Here is a 14624-nt window from a genome sequence, read left to right on the forward strand (position 1 = left end):
CAGCCTTGCGCTGCGAAGAGACCGGCACAGGCAACACAAAAACCTCTACCAACCTCTCGTCGATTAGTTATAAGATAACGTTTCACATGACATTAATTCCTATCAGCGACCCTCCATGACAAGCGCCAGCGCCACGCCCTCCTTGATCACCCAGCGCCTGCAAAGCATCGATGCCCTGCGCGGCCTGGTGATCCTGTTCATGCTTCTGGACCACGTCCGCGAAACGTTCTTCCTGCACCGACAGGTCAGCGACCCGATGACCATCGACGCTACAGAGCCTTCGCTGTTCTTCAGCCGGACCCTGGCCCACCTGTGCGCGCCAGTGTTTGTCCTGCTAACCGGGCTGTCGGCCTGGCTGTACGGCGAAAAGCACCAAGGCCGCGGCGATGTCTCGGCGTTTCTGTTCAAGCGCGGGTTGTTCCTGGTGGTGCTGGAATTCACCCTGGTCAACTTCGCCTGGACCTTTCAGTTGCCCCCCAGCGTCATCTACCTGCAAGTCATCTGGGCCATCGGCGTCAGCATGATCGCCCTGTCGCTGCTGGTATGGCTGCCACGTGCTGCCCTGCTCGCCCTGGGCGCAGCCATCGTTGCCGGCCACAACCTGCTCGACGGCCTGCACTTTGGCGTGGAGTCAGCCCTGCACGTGCCATGGGCAATCCTGCACGACCGGGGCTGGCTTGAGTTTTCCGAAAACCTGCGCCTGCGCACGTCTTACCCGGTGCTGCCATGGATCGGCGTCATCGCGCTGGGTTATGGCCTGGGCCCCTGGTTTGCCCGTGGCAGTGCGGCTGGCCAACGCCAGCAGCGCCTGCTGCTGGCGGGTTTGATCGCGTTGCTGGGCTTTGTCGCGTTGCGCATGTTCAACGGCTACGGCGAGGCGCCGTGGAGCGGTTACCCCACCTTCACACAAACCGTCATGAGCTTCTTCAACATCACCAAGTACCCGCCTTCACTGCTGTTCCTGGCCTTGACCCTGGGCTGCGGCCTGCTGTTGCTGCGCGCCTTCGAGCGCGCCGGCCAGGCCCGCTGGGTCAGCGCGCTGGCAGTGTTTGGCGCAGCACCGATGTTTTTCTACCTGTTGCACCTGTACGTGCTGAAGCTGTTGTACCTGGCCTGCGTGGCGCTGTTCGGCCTCAACCATGGCGACTACTTCGGCTTCGACGGCATCGCGGCGGTGTGGCTGGGTGCAGTGGTGCTGGCGGTTTCGCTGTACCTGCCGGTGCGCGGGTTCGCTCGCCTGAAAGCGCGCCGCCGCGACATCACCTGGCTGAAGTACTTCTGAAAAGCGTTTTCACCCGGCGGCACGATGGTCTACCATGCGGGCCGCCGGTTTCCACCACGGAATTAATAGGGAATCCCAGGCCCGCCAATACGGGCCAAACGGAACTGCCCCCGCAACTGTAGGTGCCGAGCCTGCTCCATTGATGCCACTGGGCCACAACCCGGGAAGGCCGGAGCCGGGCCATGACGCACCAGTCAGGAGACCTGCCGGCCTACATTTACCAACCGGCGGGGTGTCCGGGATTGGCCATCAGTGTTGCCCCTGCCCTCGGCGGGGGCTCGGCGATGCCTGTCCGTGCGTTCCTCACCCGAACTGTCCGATAGGAGATCGCCCAGCATGCTGCCCCGTTTCGCCACCCTGCTCGCCGGCCTCGGCCTCACTGGCCTGGCCCAGGCCGCCGCCACCCACTACCCGCTCACGGTCGAGAACTGCGGCAAACCGCAGACCTTCGCCCAGGCCCCGCAGCGCGCCGTCACCATCGGCCAGGCCGGCACCGAGATACTCTACGCACTCGGGCTTGGCGACAAGCTGGCGGGCACTTCGCTGTGGTTCAACAACGTGCTGCCCGAGTACCAGGCGCAGAACGACAAGGTGCCGCGCCTGGCCGACAATGACCCCAGCTTCGAGGCCGTGGTCGGCAAGCGCCCGCAGCTGGTGACCGTGCAGTTCGAATGGATGGTCGGCGCCCAGGGTGTGGTCGGCACCCGCGAGCAGTTCGATGAGCTGAAGATCCCCACCTACCTGCTGCCGTCGGACTGCGAAGGCAAAGACAACCTGGTCGGCGCCGACGGCACCCGCCTGCAGGCGTTTCAGGTAAACAGCATCTACAAGAGCGTCAGCCAGCTGGCCGAGATCTTCGATGTGCAGGACCGCGGCACTGCGTTGAACGCCGAGCTGAAAGGCCGCCTGGACAGCGCCAAGGCGCAACTGGCCGGCAAGGACCTGTCTGCCACCTCGGCACTGTTCTGGTTCTCCAGCGCTGACCTCGACATCGACCCTTACGTGGCGGGCCGTCAAGGGGTCGCGGACTTCATGCTACGCACGTTGGGCGTTCGCAACGTGGTCGAATCCACCGAGGAGTGGCCGACCGTAGGCTGGGAAACCCTGGCCAAGGCCAACCCCACCTGGCTGATCATCGCCCGCATGGACCGCCGCCGCTTCCCCGCCGACGACTACCAGAAGAAGCTGGAGTTTCTGCGCAACGACCCGGTAACCCGCAACATGGATGCGGTGAAACACGATCGCATCATCGTCCTCGACGCCGACGCCATGCAGGCCGGCATCCGCCTGTTCCGTGGCCTGCAGACGCTGTCCGCCGCCTTTGCCAGCGGTAAAGCACCCCAGTGATGAGCCGCCTGCTACCTTGTATCGCCGTTGCCCTGGCGGCACTGCTGACTGCCTTGCTGGCCGGCACCGCCATTGGTGAGACCAACCTGTCGCCCAGCGTGGTCGGCCAGGTGCTGGCCAACCAGCTGTGGCAGGCCGGCTACCCGGTTGACCCGATCGACGCCGGCATCGTCTGGAACTACCGCCTGACCCGCACCCTGGTCGCGGCAGCCTGCGGTGCCGGCCTGGCCACCTGTGGTGTGGTTCTGCAGGCGCTGTTGCGCAACCCGCTGGCCGAGCCGTACCTGCTGGGGCTGTCGGCCGGCGCCTCGACCGGTGCAGTGCTGGTCGGCCTGCTGGGCCTGGGTAGCCTGACGCTGAGCATGTCCGGGGGCGCCTTCATGGGGGCGCTGGCTGCGTTCGCCCTGGTGCTGGTACTGGCCCGCGCGGCCGGCCCTGGCAGCAACAACGCGCAGGTGATCCTCGCCGGTATCGCCGGCTCGCAACTGTTCAACGCTCTCACCGCCTTTCTCATCACCAAGTCGGCCACCGCCGAACAGGCACGCGGCATCCTGTTCTGGCTGTTGGGCAATCTCAGCGGCGTGCGCTGGCCATCGGTGTGGCTGGCCGTACCGGTGGCGCTGTTTGGCCTGGTAGTGTGCCTGTGGCACCGCCGCGCACTGGATGCCTTCACCTTCGGCGCCGATTCGGCTGCATCGCTGGGCATCCCGGTGCGGCGCACCCAGCTACTGCTGATCAGTTGCACAGCGCTGGTGACGGCCGTGATGGTGTCCATCGTCGGCGCCATCGGTTTTGTCGGGCTGGTGATTCCGCATGCCCTGCGCCTGCTGCTCGGCCCAGGCCACAGCCGCCTGTTGCCCGCCAGCGCACTGGGCGGTGCACTGTTCCTGATTGCCGCCGACGTCCTCTCACGCACCTTGATCACGGGCCAGGTGATTCCCGTGGGCGTGGTCACCGCACTGATCGGGGCGCCCGTCTTCGCGCTTATTCTGGTCAGCCGCCGAGGGCACTCATGACGGTCATGACAGCTGTACAGCTTGCGCCGCTGAGTTGCCAGGGCCTAGGGCTGCAACTGGCCGGCACTGCCGTGCTGCGCGATATCGAGCTGAGCGTTGTAGCAGGTGAAACCCTGGGCATCGTAGGCCCCAACGGCTCCGGCAAGTCCTCACTGCTCAAGTTGCTGGCCGGGCTGCGCAAGCCGGCCAGTGGCAACGTGCAACTGCTGGGCGAACCGCTGGCACAACTGCCCCGCCGCCGGGTTGCGCAGGCCCTGGCACTGGTCGAGCAACAAGCTGACACCCTCGACGCAATCCGGGTGTTCGACGCCGTTGCCTTGGGCCGCACACCTTGGCTGTCGGCATTGGCACCCTTCTCTCGAGAGGACCGTACCATCGTCGAACAGGCCCTGGCTGACCTCGACGCCCTGCACCTGCGCGCACGCCTGTGGGGGTCGCTGTCGGGTGGCGAGCGCCAGCGCGTGCACATCGCCCGCGCCCTGGCACAACGGCCACAGGTACTGTTGCTGGACGAGCCGACCAACCACCTGGACATTCAGCACCAGCTAAGCCTGCTGCAACAGGTTCAAGCCCTGCCCGTGACCACGCTGGTGGCCTTGCACGATCTCAACCAGGCACTCACCTGCGACCGCGTCGCGGTACTGGACAAGGGCCGCCTGGTCGCCCTTGGCAAACCGTTCGAAGTCCTCACCCCCGAGCGCCTGCTGTGCACCTTTGGCGTGCATGCCCGCTACCTCACCGATCCCTTCGATGGCGCGCGCATCCTGCGTTTTCGCGCCCCCTGAACCAGGAAGTTCCACTGATGCTGTTGCGCCCTGTCGCCCTGCTGCTTGCCAGCGCCCTGCTTGCCCCGGCCGCACTGGCCGAGGTGCATGAAGTGAAAATGCTCAACCGCGGCAGCGAGGGCGCCATGGTGTACGAGCCGGACCACCTGCGCATTGCCCCCGGCGACACGGTGCGCTTTCTGCCCACCCAGAACGGGCACAATGCGGCCAGCGTGACCGGCCTGCTACCGGCGGGGGCCGAGGCCTTCAAGAGCAAGTTGAACCAGCCGTTCGAGCAGACCTTCAGCGTGCCGGGGGTATACGGCATCCAATGCATTCCGCACCTGGCGATGGGCATGGTGATGGTGATTCAGGTCGGTGACGCGCCGGCTACCGAGTTGCCAGCCAGCTTGCCTGCGCGGGCGCAAGCCCGCTTCGCAGCCCAGTTGCAGAAGCTTGAGGCAGCGCGATGAACCGGCTGTTGTTGGCGCTGCCACTGTTGGGGTTGTCGCCCTTTGCCCTGGCCGACTCCGCTCAGTCGCAAAGCAACGGTTTTGTCGAAGACAGCAGCTGGAGCATCCTCAACCGCAGCGTATTCGACCAACGCAACTACCGGCACGGCGGGCGTAACAGTGCCGCGCGCAATGCCTACAAACCGCGCAGCGAACGTGATGGCAAGGCTGAGGAATGGGCCTACGGTTTGATGGGGACATTTCAGTCCGGCTTCACTCAGGGCCTGATCGGTGTCGGCGTCGATGCCCATGCCTATCTGGGCGTACAACTCGACAGTGGCGGCGGGCGCGCGGGCAAAGCACGCCTGCTGGGGATGGATAACGACGAGCATCCAAAAAACGAATACAGCCGCGCAGGCGCGGCGCTGAAGTTGCGGGTATCCAATACTGTACTGTCCTATGGCGAACAACGCGTCAAAACCCCGGTGTTCAGCTCTTCCGACAGCCGCCTGCTGCCCGAAACCGCCACAGGGTTCTTCCTCACCAGCAACGATTTCGACACGCTAACGCTGGTGGCCGGGCACTTCAACGAAAGCGCCGACCGCAATGCCTCCAGCCACGACCAGGGCTTCGTGGTGAATTACTCCAACGGCAAGCAGGGCAACAGTTTTGACTTGGCGGGCGTGGTCTGGAACCCCGGTGCAGCATTCAGCGGCAGCCTGTACACCTCGCGCTACGAGGACAGCTGGAACCAGCACTACCTGGGTAGCACCCTCAGCCACGCGCTGGATGACCGACGCAGCATCAGCCTGGACCTCAACCTGTACCGCACCACAGACACCGGCAAGGCGCTGTCCGGGCGCATCGACAACACCACCTGGAGCCTGGTCTCGCGCTACAACCAGGGGCCGCACGGTTTCAGCCTTGGCTGGCAACAGGTCGACGGCAACACCCCGTTCGACTACGTGACGCGAGGGGCAATCTTCATTGCCAACGCCGTGCAGATGTCGGACTTCAACGCCCCGAACGAGAAGTCCTGGCAGGCACGCTATGACCTGAACATGGGGGCCTATGGGGTGCCGGGGTTGAACCTGACGGCGTTGTATGTGCGGGGGTTCGATATCGACGGCACGCATGTCGACCCCAATGGCGGGTATGCATACCTGGGGTATGGCAAGGGTGGCAAGCATTGGGAACGCGACCTCGAGGCGAGGTATGTGGTGCAAAGTGGCAAGGCCAAGGGGACGACGTTCTCGGTGAGGCATAACGTGCACCGGGGGAACACGGCGCAGGCGGAGCTGGACGGCGACCAGATACGCTTGGCGGTGGAGTGGCCGTTGTCTGGGGGGGGCTGATAGACCGGGTTGCCTGGACTGGCGGCGGTTTGCGGCCCCAGGATCCATCAGGCAACAGCGCTACCCGCAGGCAGCAACCCCCACTGCGCTTGCTCCTGCTCACTCATCGCGGCCAGCACCTCGGCAAACGTGCGCTGCAGCTCCGAACTGACATTGCCAAACGCCCGGTAATGGGTAAGCAAGTAGCGCTTCACCGTCCTGGGCCAGCGCCGCTCGTTGTGCGCCGCGTTGATAATACCTTTGGCATCATGGCGCGTCGCCCCACGCCACAGTTCCATCAACCTGTTCTCGAAATCACCGAAGGTCCACAGGCCAGTGCGGTCTTCGAATTCGTCAAGCAGTTTGAGTTTGTACAGGGCCATGTGTGGCATCGTGAGCCTCCCTCGTGTGCAGTGAATAAGCCGTGCACAGGGGAAGGTAAGCAAGCAGGACCGGCCTGGATATGAACGCGTCGATCACACCCAAAGCGCCGTTGTAGGCAATTTCCCACAGATCAGGGCAATCGCAAGTGCATGTGCGTGGTCTGCCAGACCGGGTCTTGCTCCACATTCACCACGGCAAACCCTTGCCGCTCCCAGAACGCAATCGCACCCGGCAGAAACGGATGCGTATGCAGGTACAGGCAGTCGATACCTGCCTGCTCCGCCCGCTCGCGCAACGCGCCGAACAACGCGGCAGCCAGGCCATGCCTGCGGTAGGCCGGCAACACGAACAGGCGCACCACCTCGACCACCCGCTCAGCGTGATAATCAAGCTGAGGGAAGCGGTGGTCATAGGGCAAGTAGCCGATCACCGCAACCAGCCGCCCGGCATCACGCGCCTCAAGGAAGCACCCCGCACCGTCCAGGTAAGTCTCGGCAAAATGCGCAAGGTCGTGCGGCAATGGCGCTTTTGCAAGCATCGGGAACAACTCGCGGCGTGCGCTATCGACAAACGCCACGACTTCGGCAATGGCGACGCGCGCCACAGGTTGCAGGGTCCAGTTCGGCATGGGGCTGTTGGCAGTGGTGGGAGGGCAAGGTTCTACCCCAGTGTGCCGTTCAAGGCAAATCACAAAGCTCGTCGTGGCCGGGCGGACATCGGTATAATCGGCCGTCTTCACTGCCCGACCAGGCCACGCCATGCCTCGCTTCCAGACGTTGCTGTTGCCCCTGCTGCTGACTGCCGCCCTCACCGCCTGCGACCAGAAACCCTCTCGTGAAGACCAGATCCTCGCTCAGTTGCCGCTGCAAGAGGCCTATACCCATAACATCGAGCGCATGGCCGCGCTGCTCGGCCGCACTCACCCGCAGCTGTCGCAAGCCACCATCCAGGGTGTACTGCGCAAGTACCTGACCGTCGAGGACCAGCGCCAGGACCTGTTCCGGCTGTACAGCGAAAAGAACTTCAGCGACGCCGAATTTGCCACCATCGTTGCTGCCACCCAGGACCCGGCCAAGGCCAGAGCGCTGGAAGACACCGAAGCGGGCAAGCGCCTGAGCGAAAAACTCACCGCCCTGATGCGTGAGACCGCCCGCGACGTCAAGGTGCAGGCACTGGTCGAGCGACGCATGCAGCAGGTAGAAGACGAACTGAATGCGCTGGACAGGGCTGGTTCCTGAACGCGGTTCCCCACTTCCCCTAGCGCGAAAGGTCGTCGCTACTTTCAATCAATCGAGGTCAGGATTGCCACACGCCAAGCACGGATTGCGCCTGGATCTACGCACACTCATTCTGGTGCTCTGCGCCCTTACCGCCCTGGTCATGCTGTGCGCCAGCTATTTCGCCAGCTACCGGGTGCAGCGCCAACTGCTGATCGACCACGCCCTGGAAGCCAACCGGGTGTATGCGATGAAGCTGGCCAGCATCACCGAGACATTCATCGGCAACGCCCAGCAGCAGCTGAGGTTCAGCGCCGGCGTACAAGGCCGGCAGCTAAGCGATGCCGCGGCGCTGCTGGGGGAAACCGACCGTGTACTGGGCCAGAGCATGGCCTTCAACTCCACTTTCGTCATCGATGCCAACGGCGTGCTGCGGGCCGTATCCCCCGCCCCGCTGCGGCATCTGATTGGCACCCTTGTCCAGTCGCCCGGCGCTCAGGAAGCACTGCACGAACGCCGCCCGCTGGTTTCCACACCCTACCTTTCGGCGGCCGATAACCTGGTGGTGGCGCTTTCACACCCCATGTTCGACAGCGACGGTCGCTACCTGGGCTATGTCGGCGGCAGCCTGTACCTGCGTGAACGCAACATCCTCAACAGCCTGCTGGGCGAACACTTCTACAAGGACGGTTCGTACCTGTATGTGGTCGACCGCAACCGTCGCCTGCTGTACCACCCCAATCACGAACGGGTAGGCACGGTGGTAGAGGGCAACGCCCTGATCGACCAGTTGGCGACGCTGGACAACGGTACTCGGCAAATCACCAACAGCCTGGGCGTGGAAATGCTCGCCGGGTTCGCCACCGTACCCAGCGCCGGCTGGGGGGTAGTGGCGCAGCAACCGCTGGCGCAGACGGTGACGCCACTGAACCACCTGATCCTCAACGTGGTGGGCACTTCTGCGCCTCTGGCGCTGGTGGGCTGCCTGTTGCTGTGGTGGCTGGCCATGACCATCGCCCGGCCGCTGTGGCAACTGGCTGCCGGTGCCCGCTCGATGGACCGTGCAGGCACCGCCGAGCGCTTGCACCGCGTGCGGGCCTGGTACTTCGAGGCGGCCGAGCTCAAGCGTGCCCTGCTGATCGGGCTGAACCTGCTGCAGGAGCGCATCGGCCGGCTCAACCGCGACGCCCAGACCGATCCGCTGACCGGCCTGGGCAACCGCCGCAGCCTGGAGTTCAGCCTGTCATTGCTGGAAGCCGAAGGCCGGGCCTTTGCCGCCATTGTGCTGGACATCGACCATTTCAAACAGGTCAATGACAAGCATGGGCATGAGGTCGGCGACCAGGTGCTTCGCCGACTGGCAGAGTTGATGCGCCGCTGCTGCCGCGAGGGCGACCTGCTGTGCCGCACCGGGGGCGAGGAATTCCTGATGCTGCTGCCGGGGGCCAGCCTGGACGTGGCGACAGTGGTGGCCGAGCGGCTGCGGGTGACGGTGCAGGATACGCCCGTGCCGCCGGTGGGCGCGGTGACGGTTTCGCTGGGGGTGGCACGCTGGGATGGCGAGGCGGGCAGCGAGCCTGTGGATGCATTGAGCAAGGCTGATCGGGCGCTCTACCTGGCAAAGCAGAGCGGGCGCAATCGGATGTGTGTGGCCTGAGCCTCCTGTTGCACCTTTACCCGCGAAGAGCCCGGCACAGGAGAAGTTGAAACCAGCAGCTGTAACAATCTTTGTCATAAAACTGTCGCGTTACAGTCATAGGATTGACCCCAACCTGACATTTTCACTTCATGGATGAGCGTCTCATGCGTCGTGTGGTCTTCAATCAGAAAGGTGGCGTCGGCAAGTCCAGCATCGCCTGCAACCTCGCCGCTGCCAGTGCTGCCGAGGGTTACCGAACGTTGCTGGTCGACCTCGACCCGCAAGCCAATGCCACCTATTACCTCACCGGCCTGGTCAATGACGCCATACCTGCCGGCATCGCCGACTTCTTTCGCCAGACCCTGTCAGCGGCCACTGCCGCCGGCAAGAAGCACCGGGTGGCGATCACCGAAACCCGTTACAGCAACCTGCACCTGGTCACCGCAAGCCCCGATCTCAGCGACCTGCAAAGCAAGCTGGAGAGCAAGTTCAAGATCAACAAGCTGCGCAAGCTGCTGGTGGAACTGAGCGAGGACTACGAGCGGATCTACATCGACACCCCGCCAGCGCTCAATTTCTACACCTTCAGTGCGCTGGTGGCAGCAGAGCGCCTGCTGATCCCGTTCGACTGCGACAGCTTCTCGCGCCAGGCCCTGCACAGTGTCATGGCCGAGGTCGAGGAACTGCGCCAGGACCACAACCCGGCGTTGCAGGTAGAAGGTGTGGTGGTCAACCAGTTCGCCGGGCGCACCGCCCTGCACCGGACCCTGATCGACCAGTTGCGCAGCGAAGGCATGCCCGTGCTGCCGGTGTACCTGAGCAGTTCGATCAAGATGCGTGAATCGCACCAGGCGTCAGTGCCGTTGGTGCACCTGGCGCCACGGCACAAGCTGGCGCTGGAGTTTGTCGATTTGCTGGATGTGCTGGAGCGGGCGGCCTGACAGCCCCTGGGGGCGCTCTGCGCCCCTATCTCGACACAAGGCCGCTCCCACAGGAGATCGCGGTTGCCTGTGGGAGCGGCCTTGTGTCGCGATAGGGCTGCAACGCAGCCCCAAAAACTTGCAGTAAAAGCACTACCCGACCGTTCATCCGGATGGTAGATTCGCCGCCATGAAAATCACCCGGCACACTCGCACGCTGACTGCCTGGACGCTCTATGCCAGCGTCCTGTTCAGCCTGTTGCTGTGCGGCCTGCACCATGGCCAGATGGGTGGCCTGCGCCTGGCCGGGCTGGAAGGCGGCTTCTGCTCGGTCAACAGCGAACACGGCGTGGCCATTGACCTGGACGGTGCCGGCGGTGACCAGCACATGGCCCAGCTCGACTGCCCGGTGTGCTCCTCGTTTGGCCTGGCCGTACCGCTCAGCAGCGGCGGCTGGTCATTCACCCCGGCGCAAGCCGTGGCCACCTCGCCCATCGTCGTGCGCAGCTGGGCACAACCGCCGCCACGCTACCAACGCCCCGCCCTCAACCCACGTGCCTCCCCCGCCGCCTTCCCCGCAGCCGTACTTCATTTCGCCTGACATCAGCCGGGCGCGCCTGCGTGTGCGCTCGCCGTCAGCCATGACCTTTGCGTGGAAGACATACCAACATGCTTCGCAAGACCTCCCTGGTGCTCCTCATGGGCACCTGCAGCTTTGCCTGCGCTGAAACAGCCCCTGTGGAACTCGGCGCCACCACCATTGACGGCGAACGCGACGCCGCCAGCGGCGTGCAACTGGACGAGCCGATCCGTACCGGTTCGCGCCTAGGCCTGACCGCGCGGGAAACACCCGCCTCGGTCAGCGTCTCGGACCGTCGCCTGATCGAAGAACGCGGCGCCAAGGACAGCCAGGACGTGGTCAACGCCATGACCGGCGTCAACGCCTCGGCCAACCCCGGCTTTGGCGGCTTCGTTGCCTACCGCGGCTTTACCCAGAACCAGGTCACCCAGTTGTACAACGGCATCAACCTGGGCTACAGCAGCGCCACCCGCCCAGTGGACGCCTGGGTTCTCGACCGTGTCGAGCTGATTGGTGGGCCGTCTTCGTTCCTGCACGGCGCGGGTGCGGTGGGCGGCTCGATCAACTACATCACCAAGCTCGCCAGCCGCGACCAACAGACAATCGATGGGCGTATCCGCTATGGCAGTTTCGACGACAGCGAGGTGGCGTTTGGTATCAACCAGGCGCTGGCCAGCAACCCCGCCGATGCCCGCCATTTCATGCGCCTGGACTTCAGCCGCGGGCATGGCAACGGCTACGTCGACCGCAACGAACGGGATACCGACAGCCTGGCCTTTTCGCTGCTCAGCGACCTGGCCCCCAACCTCACGCACACCCTGGCGGTCGAGTACCAGGAAGACCGCGAACAAAGCCCCTACTGGGGCTCACCGATTCTGCCCGGGCGCAGCACGATGAAGATCGACAACAGCCGCCGCTTCGAAAACTACAACGTCGCTGACGGCCGCTATGAGCAGCGGGTGCGCTGGCTGCGTTCGATCCTCGACTACCAGATCAGCGACAGCACCAGCGTGCAGAACACGCTGTACCACTACAATGCCCAGCGCGATTACCGCAACCTCGAACGCTACGCCTACACCCGCGATGGCAAGGTGCAGCGCAGCAGCCCCTACCTGCAGCGCCACGACCAGAACCTGCTGGGCGACCGCATCGAACTGCGCCATGACAACCAGCTGCTGGGCCTGACCAGCCAGTGGTCGCTGGGGCTGGAGTACTCGCGCATGCGCCAGACCCTCTACCCCACCTCCGGCAGCTGGAGTGACGTGGTCGATGCCGACCACTTCAACCCCGGCAGCTTCGATGACATCCCCGGGGTGAATGCCGGCCTGACCAAGCAACGTCACCACGAGGTCATCAACCGCGCCGTGTTTGCCGAAAACCGCTTGCAGCTGACCGAGCGCCTGGCCCTGCTGACCGCCCTGCGCTACGACTACCTGGACATGGAGGTCACCAACTACGGCGCAGTCTCTCCCACCTCGCCGGCCTATTTCGAACGCCGCTGGGAACCGCTGTCCGGGCGCATCGGCCTGACCTATGCGCTGACGCCTTCGGCCAGCCTGTATGCGCAGTACAGCACCTCCGCCGACCTGCCCGCCGGCTCGCTGGCGGCAGCGACCTATTCCAACGTCGGGCTGTTCGACCTGTCCAAGGGCGAGCAGTGGGAAGTGGGCAGCAAGTTCGACTTCCTCGATGGTCGCGGTGCGGCCACGCTGGCGCTGTACCAGATCGTGCGCAAGGACTTTGCCGTGCGCGATTCGAACGACGCAAACCTCACGGTCCAGGCCGGGCAGCAGACCTCACGTGGTGTCGAACTGTCCGGGCGCCTGCAGGTAACGCCGAAACTGCTGGCCGAGGCCAACTATGCCTATGTCGATGCGCGGTACGATGAGTTCAACGAGGCAGTCAGCGGCAAATCGGTTTCACGCAAGGGCAATGCGCCGACCAACGTGCCGGCCAATGTCGCCAACCTGTGGCTGACCTACAGCCTGTCGCCGGCATGGTCGGTGGGCGCCGATGGGCGCTACGTGGGCTCGGTGTATGCCGACAACGCCAACAGCCTGAAGGCCCCGGCCTACACCCTGTTTGGCGCTTTCGCCCGCTACCGGCTGGATGAACACACCACGCTGACCGGGCGGGTGCGCAACATCACCGATGAGGTGTATGCCAAGCAGGCCTATAACAGCCAGTACTACATGGGGCCGCCACGCACCTTCGAGCTGGCGCTGGACATGCGCTTCTGACGCAAGCCAGGTTGCCGTATTCATTGCTCTGGCAGGTTGGCTGTTAACCGCAATGGCGGTTAAATCAGGTATCCCGAGGTCGCACTCGACAAAGCATCGTCCAGCGCCCGGTTATCTACTGGCAAGCACAATAATGATGGCGCGGCCCGACCGCGCCACTTTTCATCATGGCTGCCAATGGAACCGGAGAGCACCCGCATGTCCGCACCTCATGAGGTATCCCCCGCCACCCTGCGCAGGGTGATCGCCGCCTCGGCCATCGGCAATTTCGTCGAATGGTTCGACTTCGCCGTGTATGGCTTTCTCGCCACCCTGATCGCCAGCCAGTTCTTTGCCAGTGAAGACCCCAGCGCGGCGTTGCTCAAGACGTTCGCGGTGTTTGCCGTGGCCTTTGCCCTTCGCCCGCTGGGCGGGATCGTGTTTGGCGCGCTGGGCGACCGCCTGGGACGCAAGCGCATCCTGTCGCTGACCATCCTCTTGATGGCAGGCTCCACCACCCTGATCGGCCTGCTGCCGACCTACGCCAGCATCGGTCTGGCAGCCCCAGTGCTGCTTACCCTGGCGCGCTGCCTGCAGGGTTTTTCTGCCGGTGGCGAATACGCGGGGGCCTGCGCCTACTTGATGGAGCATGCACCCAATGACAGGCGTGCCTTCTACGGCAGCTTCGTGCCGGTCTCGACTTTTTCCGCCTTCGCCTGCGCCGCTGTGATCGCCTATGGGCTGGAAGCCAGCCTGTCGGCCGAGGCGATGGGTGCCTGGGGCTGGCGCGTTCCCTTCCTGGTTGCCGCACCGCTGGGGCTGGTCGGCCTGTACCTGCGCTGGCGTATGGAAGAAACCCCGGCATTCCGCGAAGCCGTCGCCCAGGGCAAGGAACATGAGCATTCACCGCTCAAAGACACCCTGCGTCACCATGGCCGGGTCATTCGCAACCTGGGGGCCTTCATCTCGCTGACTGCCCTGTCGTTCTATATGTTCACCACCTACTTCGCCACGTACCTGCAACTGGTGGGCAACCTGACCCGCGCGCAGTCACTGCTGGTGACCACCGTGGCGCTGCTGTTCGCCGCCGTCGGCTGCCCGCTGGCCGGGGCGTTCTCGGACCGCGTGGGGCGGCGCAAGACCATTGGCTTTACCTGCCTGTGGGTGATGCTGTGCGTGTTCCCGGCGTACTGGCTGGCCAGTTCGGGCTCGATGTCCGGTGCGCTGCTGGGGGTGATCCTGCTGGCGGTGGGGGCCTTGTGCAGTGGTGTGGTGACCGCAGCATTGCTGTCGGAGAGCTTCCCCACCCGCACCCGCTATACCGCTTCGGCGATTACCTACAACGTGGCCTATACCCTGTTTGGCGGTACCGCGCCGCTGGTGGCGACCTGGCTGATCGGGCAGACCGGCAGCAGCCTGGCACCGGCGTTTTACCTGGTGGTGATTGCGCTGGTAGCGTTGGTGGGGGGG

The 14624-nt window shown here is 64.3% G+C and carries 14 protein-coding genes and 1 riboswitch; of the genes, 12 read left to right on the forward strand and 2 right to left on the reverse strand.

The window, feature by feature from the left end:
• Positions 1-115 precede the first annotated feature (115 nt).
• The 6 genes from ACK1VC_RS15270 (at position 116) to ACK1VC_RS15295 (ending at position 6216) form a co-directional block, all read left to right on the forward strand.
• Complete coding sequence (locus ACK1VC_RS15270; protein ID WP_023048892.1) at positions 116-1282, forward strand: DUF1624 domain-containing protein; 1167 nt, start codon at positions 116-118, stop codon at positions 1280-1282.
• A 28-nt stretch (positions 1283-1310) separates the two neighbouring features.
• Positions 1311-1507: riboswitch (cobalamin riboswitch) on the forward strand.
• A gap of 111 nt (positions 1508-1618) precedes the next feature.
• The gene (locus tag ACK1VC_RS15275) at positions 1619-2629 is read left to right on the forward strand and encodes an ABC transporter substrate-binding protein (protein WP_023048893.1); all 1011 of its coding nucleotides are present in this window, start codon (positions 1619-1621) and stop codon (positions 2627-2629) included.
• Positions 2629-3645 (forward strand): FecCD family ABC transporter permease, encoded by a 1017-nt coding sequence (locus ACK1VC_RS15280; RefSeq protein ID WP_102690064.1) that lies wholly within the window; start codon positions 2629-2631, stop codon positions 3643-3645. The genes ACK1VC_RS15275 and ACK1VC_RS15280 overlap by 1 nt, the downstream gene beginning before the upstream one ends.
• Positions 3642-4430, forward strand: coding sequence for an ABC transporter ATP-binding protein (locus ACK1VC_RS15285; RefSeq protein WP_016485990.1), 789 nt, complete (start codon positions 3642-3644; stop codon positions 4428-4430). The genes ACK1VC_RS15280 and ACK1VC_RS15285 overlap by 4 nt, the downstream gene beginning before the upstream one ends.
• A gap of 17 nt (positions 4431-4447) precedes the next feature.
• The gene (locus ACK1VC_RS15290; RefSeq protein ID WP_023048895.1) at positions 4448-4882 is read left to right on the forward strand and encodes a pseudoazurin; all 435 of its coding nucleotides are present in this window, start codon (positions 4448-4450) and stop codon (positions 4880-4882) included.
• On the forward strand, positions 4879-6216 hold the full coding sequence (locus ACK1VC_RS15295) for an OprD family porin (RefSeq protein ID WP_191087484.1): 1338 nt from the start codon (positions 4879-4881) through the stop codon (positions 6214-6216). Before ACK1VC_RS15290 ends, ACK1VC_RS15295 begins: the two co-directional genes overlap by 4 nt.
• A gap of 47 nt (positions 6217-6263) precedes the next feature.
• Here the strand turns inward: ACK1VC_RS15295 and ACK1VC_RS15300 are convergent, their stop codons facing one another.
• Both ACK1VC_RS15300 and ACK1VC_RS15305 read right to left on the reverse strand, forming a co-directional pair.
• Complete coding sequence (locus tag ACK1VC_RS15300) at positions 6264-6587, reverse strand: hypothetical protein (protein WP_016485987.1); 324 nt, start codon at positions 6585-6587, stop codon at positions 6264-6266.
• A 122-nt stretch (positions 6588-6709) separates the two neighbouring features.
• A complete protein-coding gene (locus ACK1VC_RS15305; protein WP_095115097.1) occupies positions 6710-7207 on the reverse strand; it encodes a GNAT family N-acetyltransferase in 498 nt (165 codons plus the stop codon).
• 130 nt (positions 7208-7337) lie between these two features.
• Between ACK1VC_RS15305 and ACK1VC_RS15310 the strand changes: the two genes are divergently transcribed.
• The 6 genes from ACK1VC_RS15310 to ACK1VC_RS15335 all read left to right on the forward strand — a co-directional run.
• Positions 7338-7817 (forward strand): hypothetical protein, encoded by a 480-nt coding sequence (locus ACK1VC_RS15310; protein ID WP_016485985.1) that lies wholly within the window; start codon positions 7338-7340, stop codon positions 7815-7817.
• Between the two features lie 64 nt (positions 7818-7881).
• Positions 7882-9453 carry a sensor domain-containing diguanylate cyclase gene (locus tag ACK1VC_RS15315; protein ID WP_191087483.1) on the forward strand — a complete coding sequence of 524 codons (1572 nt, stop codon included), beginning with the start codon at positions 7882-7884 and terminating at the stop codon, positions 9451-9453.
• A 146-nt stretch (positions 9454-9599) separates the two neighbouring features.
• Positions 9600-10376 (forward strand): ParA family protein, encoded by a 777-nt coding sequence (locus ACK1VC_RS15320; protein WP_016485983.1) that lies wholly within the window; start codon positions 9600-9602, stop codon positions 10374-10376.
• Positions 10377-10545: 169 nt separating this feature from the next.
• The gene (locus tag ACK1VC_RS15325) at positions 10546-10956 is read left to right on the forward strand and encodes a DUF2946 family protein (RefSeq protein WP_016485982.1); all 411 of its coding nucleotides are present in this window, start codon (positions 10546-10548) and stop codon (positions 10954-10956) included.
• A gap of 68 nt (positions 10957-11024) precedes the next feature.
• Positions 11025-13175 (forward strand): TonB-dependent receptor, encoded by a 2151-nt coding sequence (locus tag ACK1VC_RS15330; protein ID WP_023048957.1) that lies wholly within the window; start codon positions 11025-11027, stop codon positions 13173-13175.
• A gap of 198 nt (positions 13176-13373) precedes the next feature.
• Positions 13374-14624, forward strand: a 1251-nt coding sequence (locus tag ACK1VC_RS15335) for an MFS transporter (RefSeq protein WP_449117977.1), incomplete at its 3' end; no start/stop codon positions are given.

The sequence above is a fragment of the Pseudomonas sp. XP2 genome, assembly GCF_053557975.1.

Bases quoted from the DNA above. Each gene is read 5' to 3' on its own strand.
- ACK1VC_RS15320 (WP_016485983.1), top strand. From the start codon at position 9,600: ATGCGTCGTGTGGTCTTCAATCAGAAAGGTGGCGTCGGCAAGTCCAGC.
- ACK1VC_RS15290 (WP_023048895.1), top strand. From the start codon at position 4,448: ATGCTGTTGCGCCCTGTCGCCCTGCTGCTTGCCAGCGCCCTGCTTGCC.
- ACK1VC_RS15305 (WP_095115097.1), bottom strand. From the start codon at position 7,207: ATGCCGAACTGGACCCTGCAACCTGTGGCGCGCGTCGCCATTGCCGAA.
- ACK1VC_RS15285 (WP_016485990.1), top strand. From the start codon at position 3,642: ATGACGGTCATGACAGCTGTACAGCTTGCGCCGCTGAGTTGCCAGGGC.
- ACK1VC_RS15275 (WP_023048893.1), top strand. From the start codon at position 1,619: ATGCTGCCCCGTTTCGCCACCCTGCTCGCCGGCCTCGGCCTCACTGGC.
- ACK1VC_RS15325 (WP_016485982.1), top strand. From the start codon at position 10,546: ATGAAAATCACCCGGCACACTCGCACGCTGACTGCCTGGACGCTCTAT.
- ACK1VC_RS15330 (WP_023048957.1), top strand. From the start codon at position 11,025: ATGCTTCGCAAGACCTCCCTGGTGCTCCTCATGGGCACCTGCAGCTTT.
- ACK1VC_RS15310 (WP_016485985.1), top strand. From the start codon at position 7,338: ATGCCTCGCTTCCAGACGTTGCTGTTGCCCCTGCTGCTGACTGCCGCC.
- ACK1VC_RS15295 (WP_191087484.1), top strand. From the start codon at position 4,879: ATGAACCGGCTGTTGTTGGCGCTGCCACTGTTGGGGTTGTCGCCCTTT.
- ACK1VC_RS15300 (WP_016485987.1), bottom strand. From the start codon at position 6,587: ATGCCACACATGGCCCTGTACAAACTCAAACTGCTTGACGAATTCGAA.
- ACK1VC_RS15270 (WP_023048892.1), top strand. From the start codon at position 116: ATGACAAGCGCCAGCGCCACGCCCTCCTTGATCACCCAGCGCCTGCAA.
- ACK1VC_RS15280 (WP_102690064.1), top strand. From the start codon at position 2,629: ATGAGCCGCCTGCTACCTTGTATCGCCGTTGCCCTGGCGGCACTGCTG.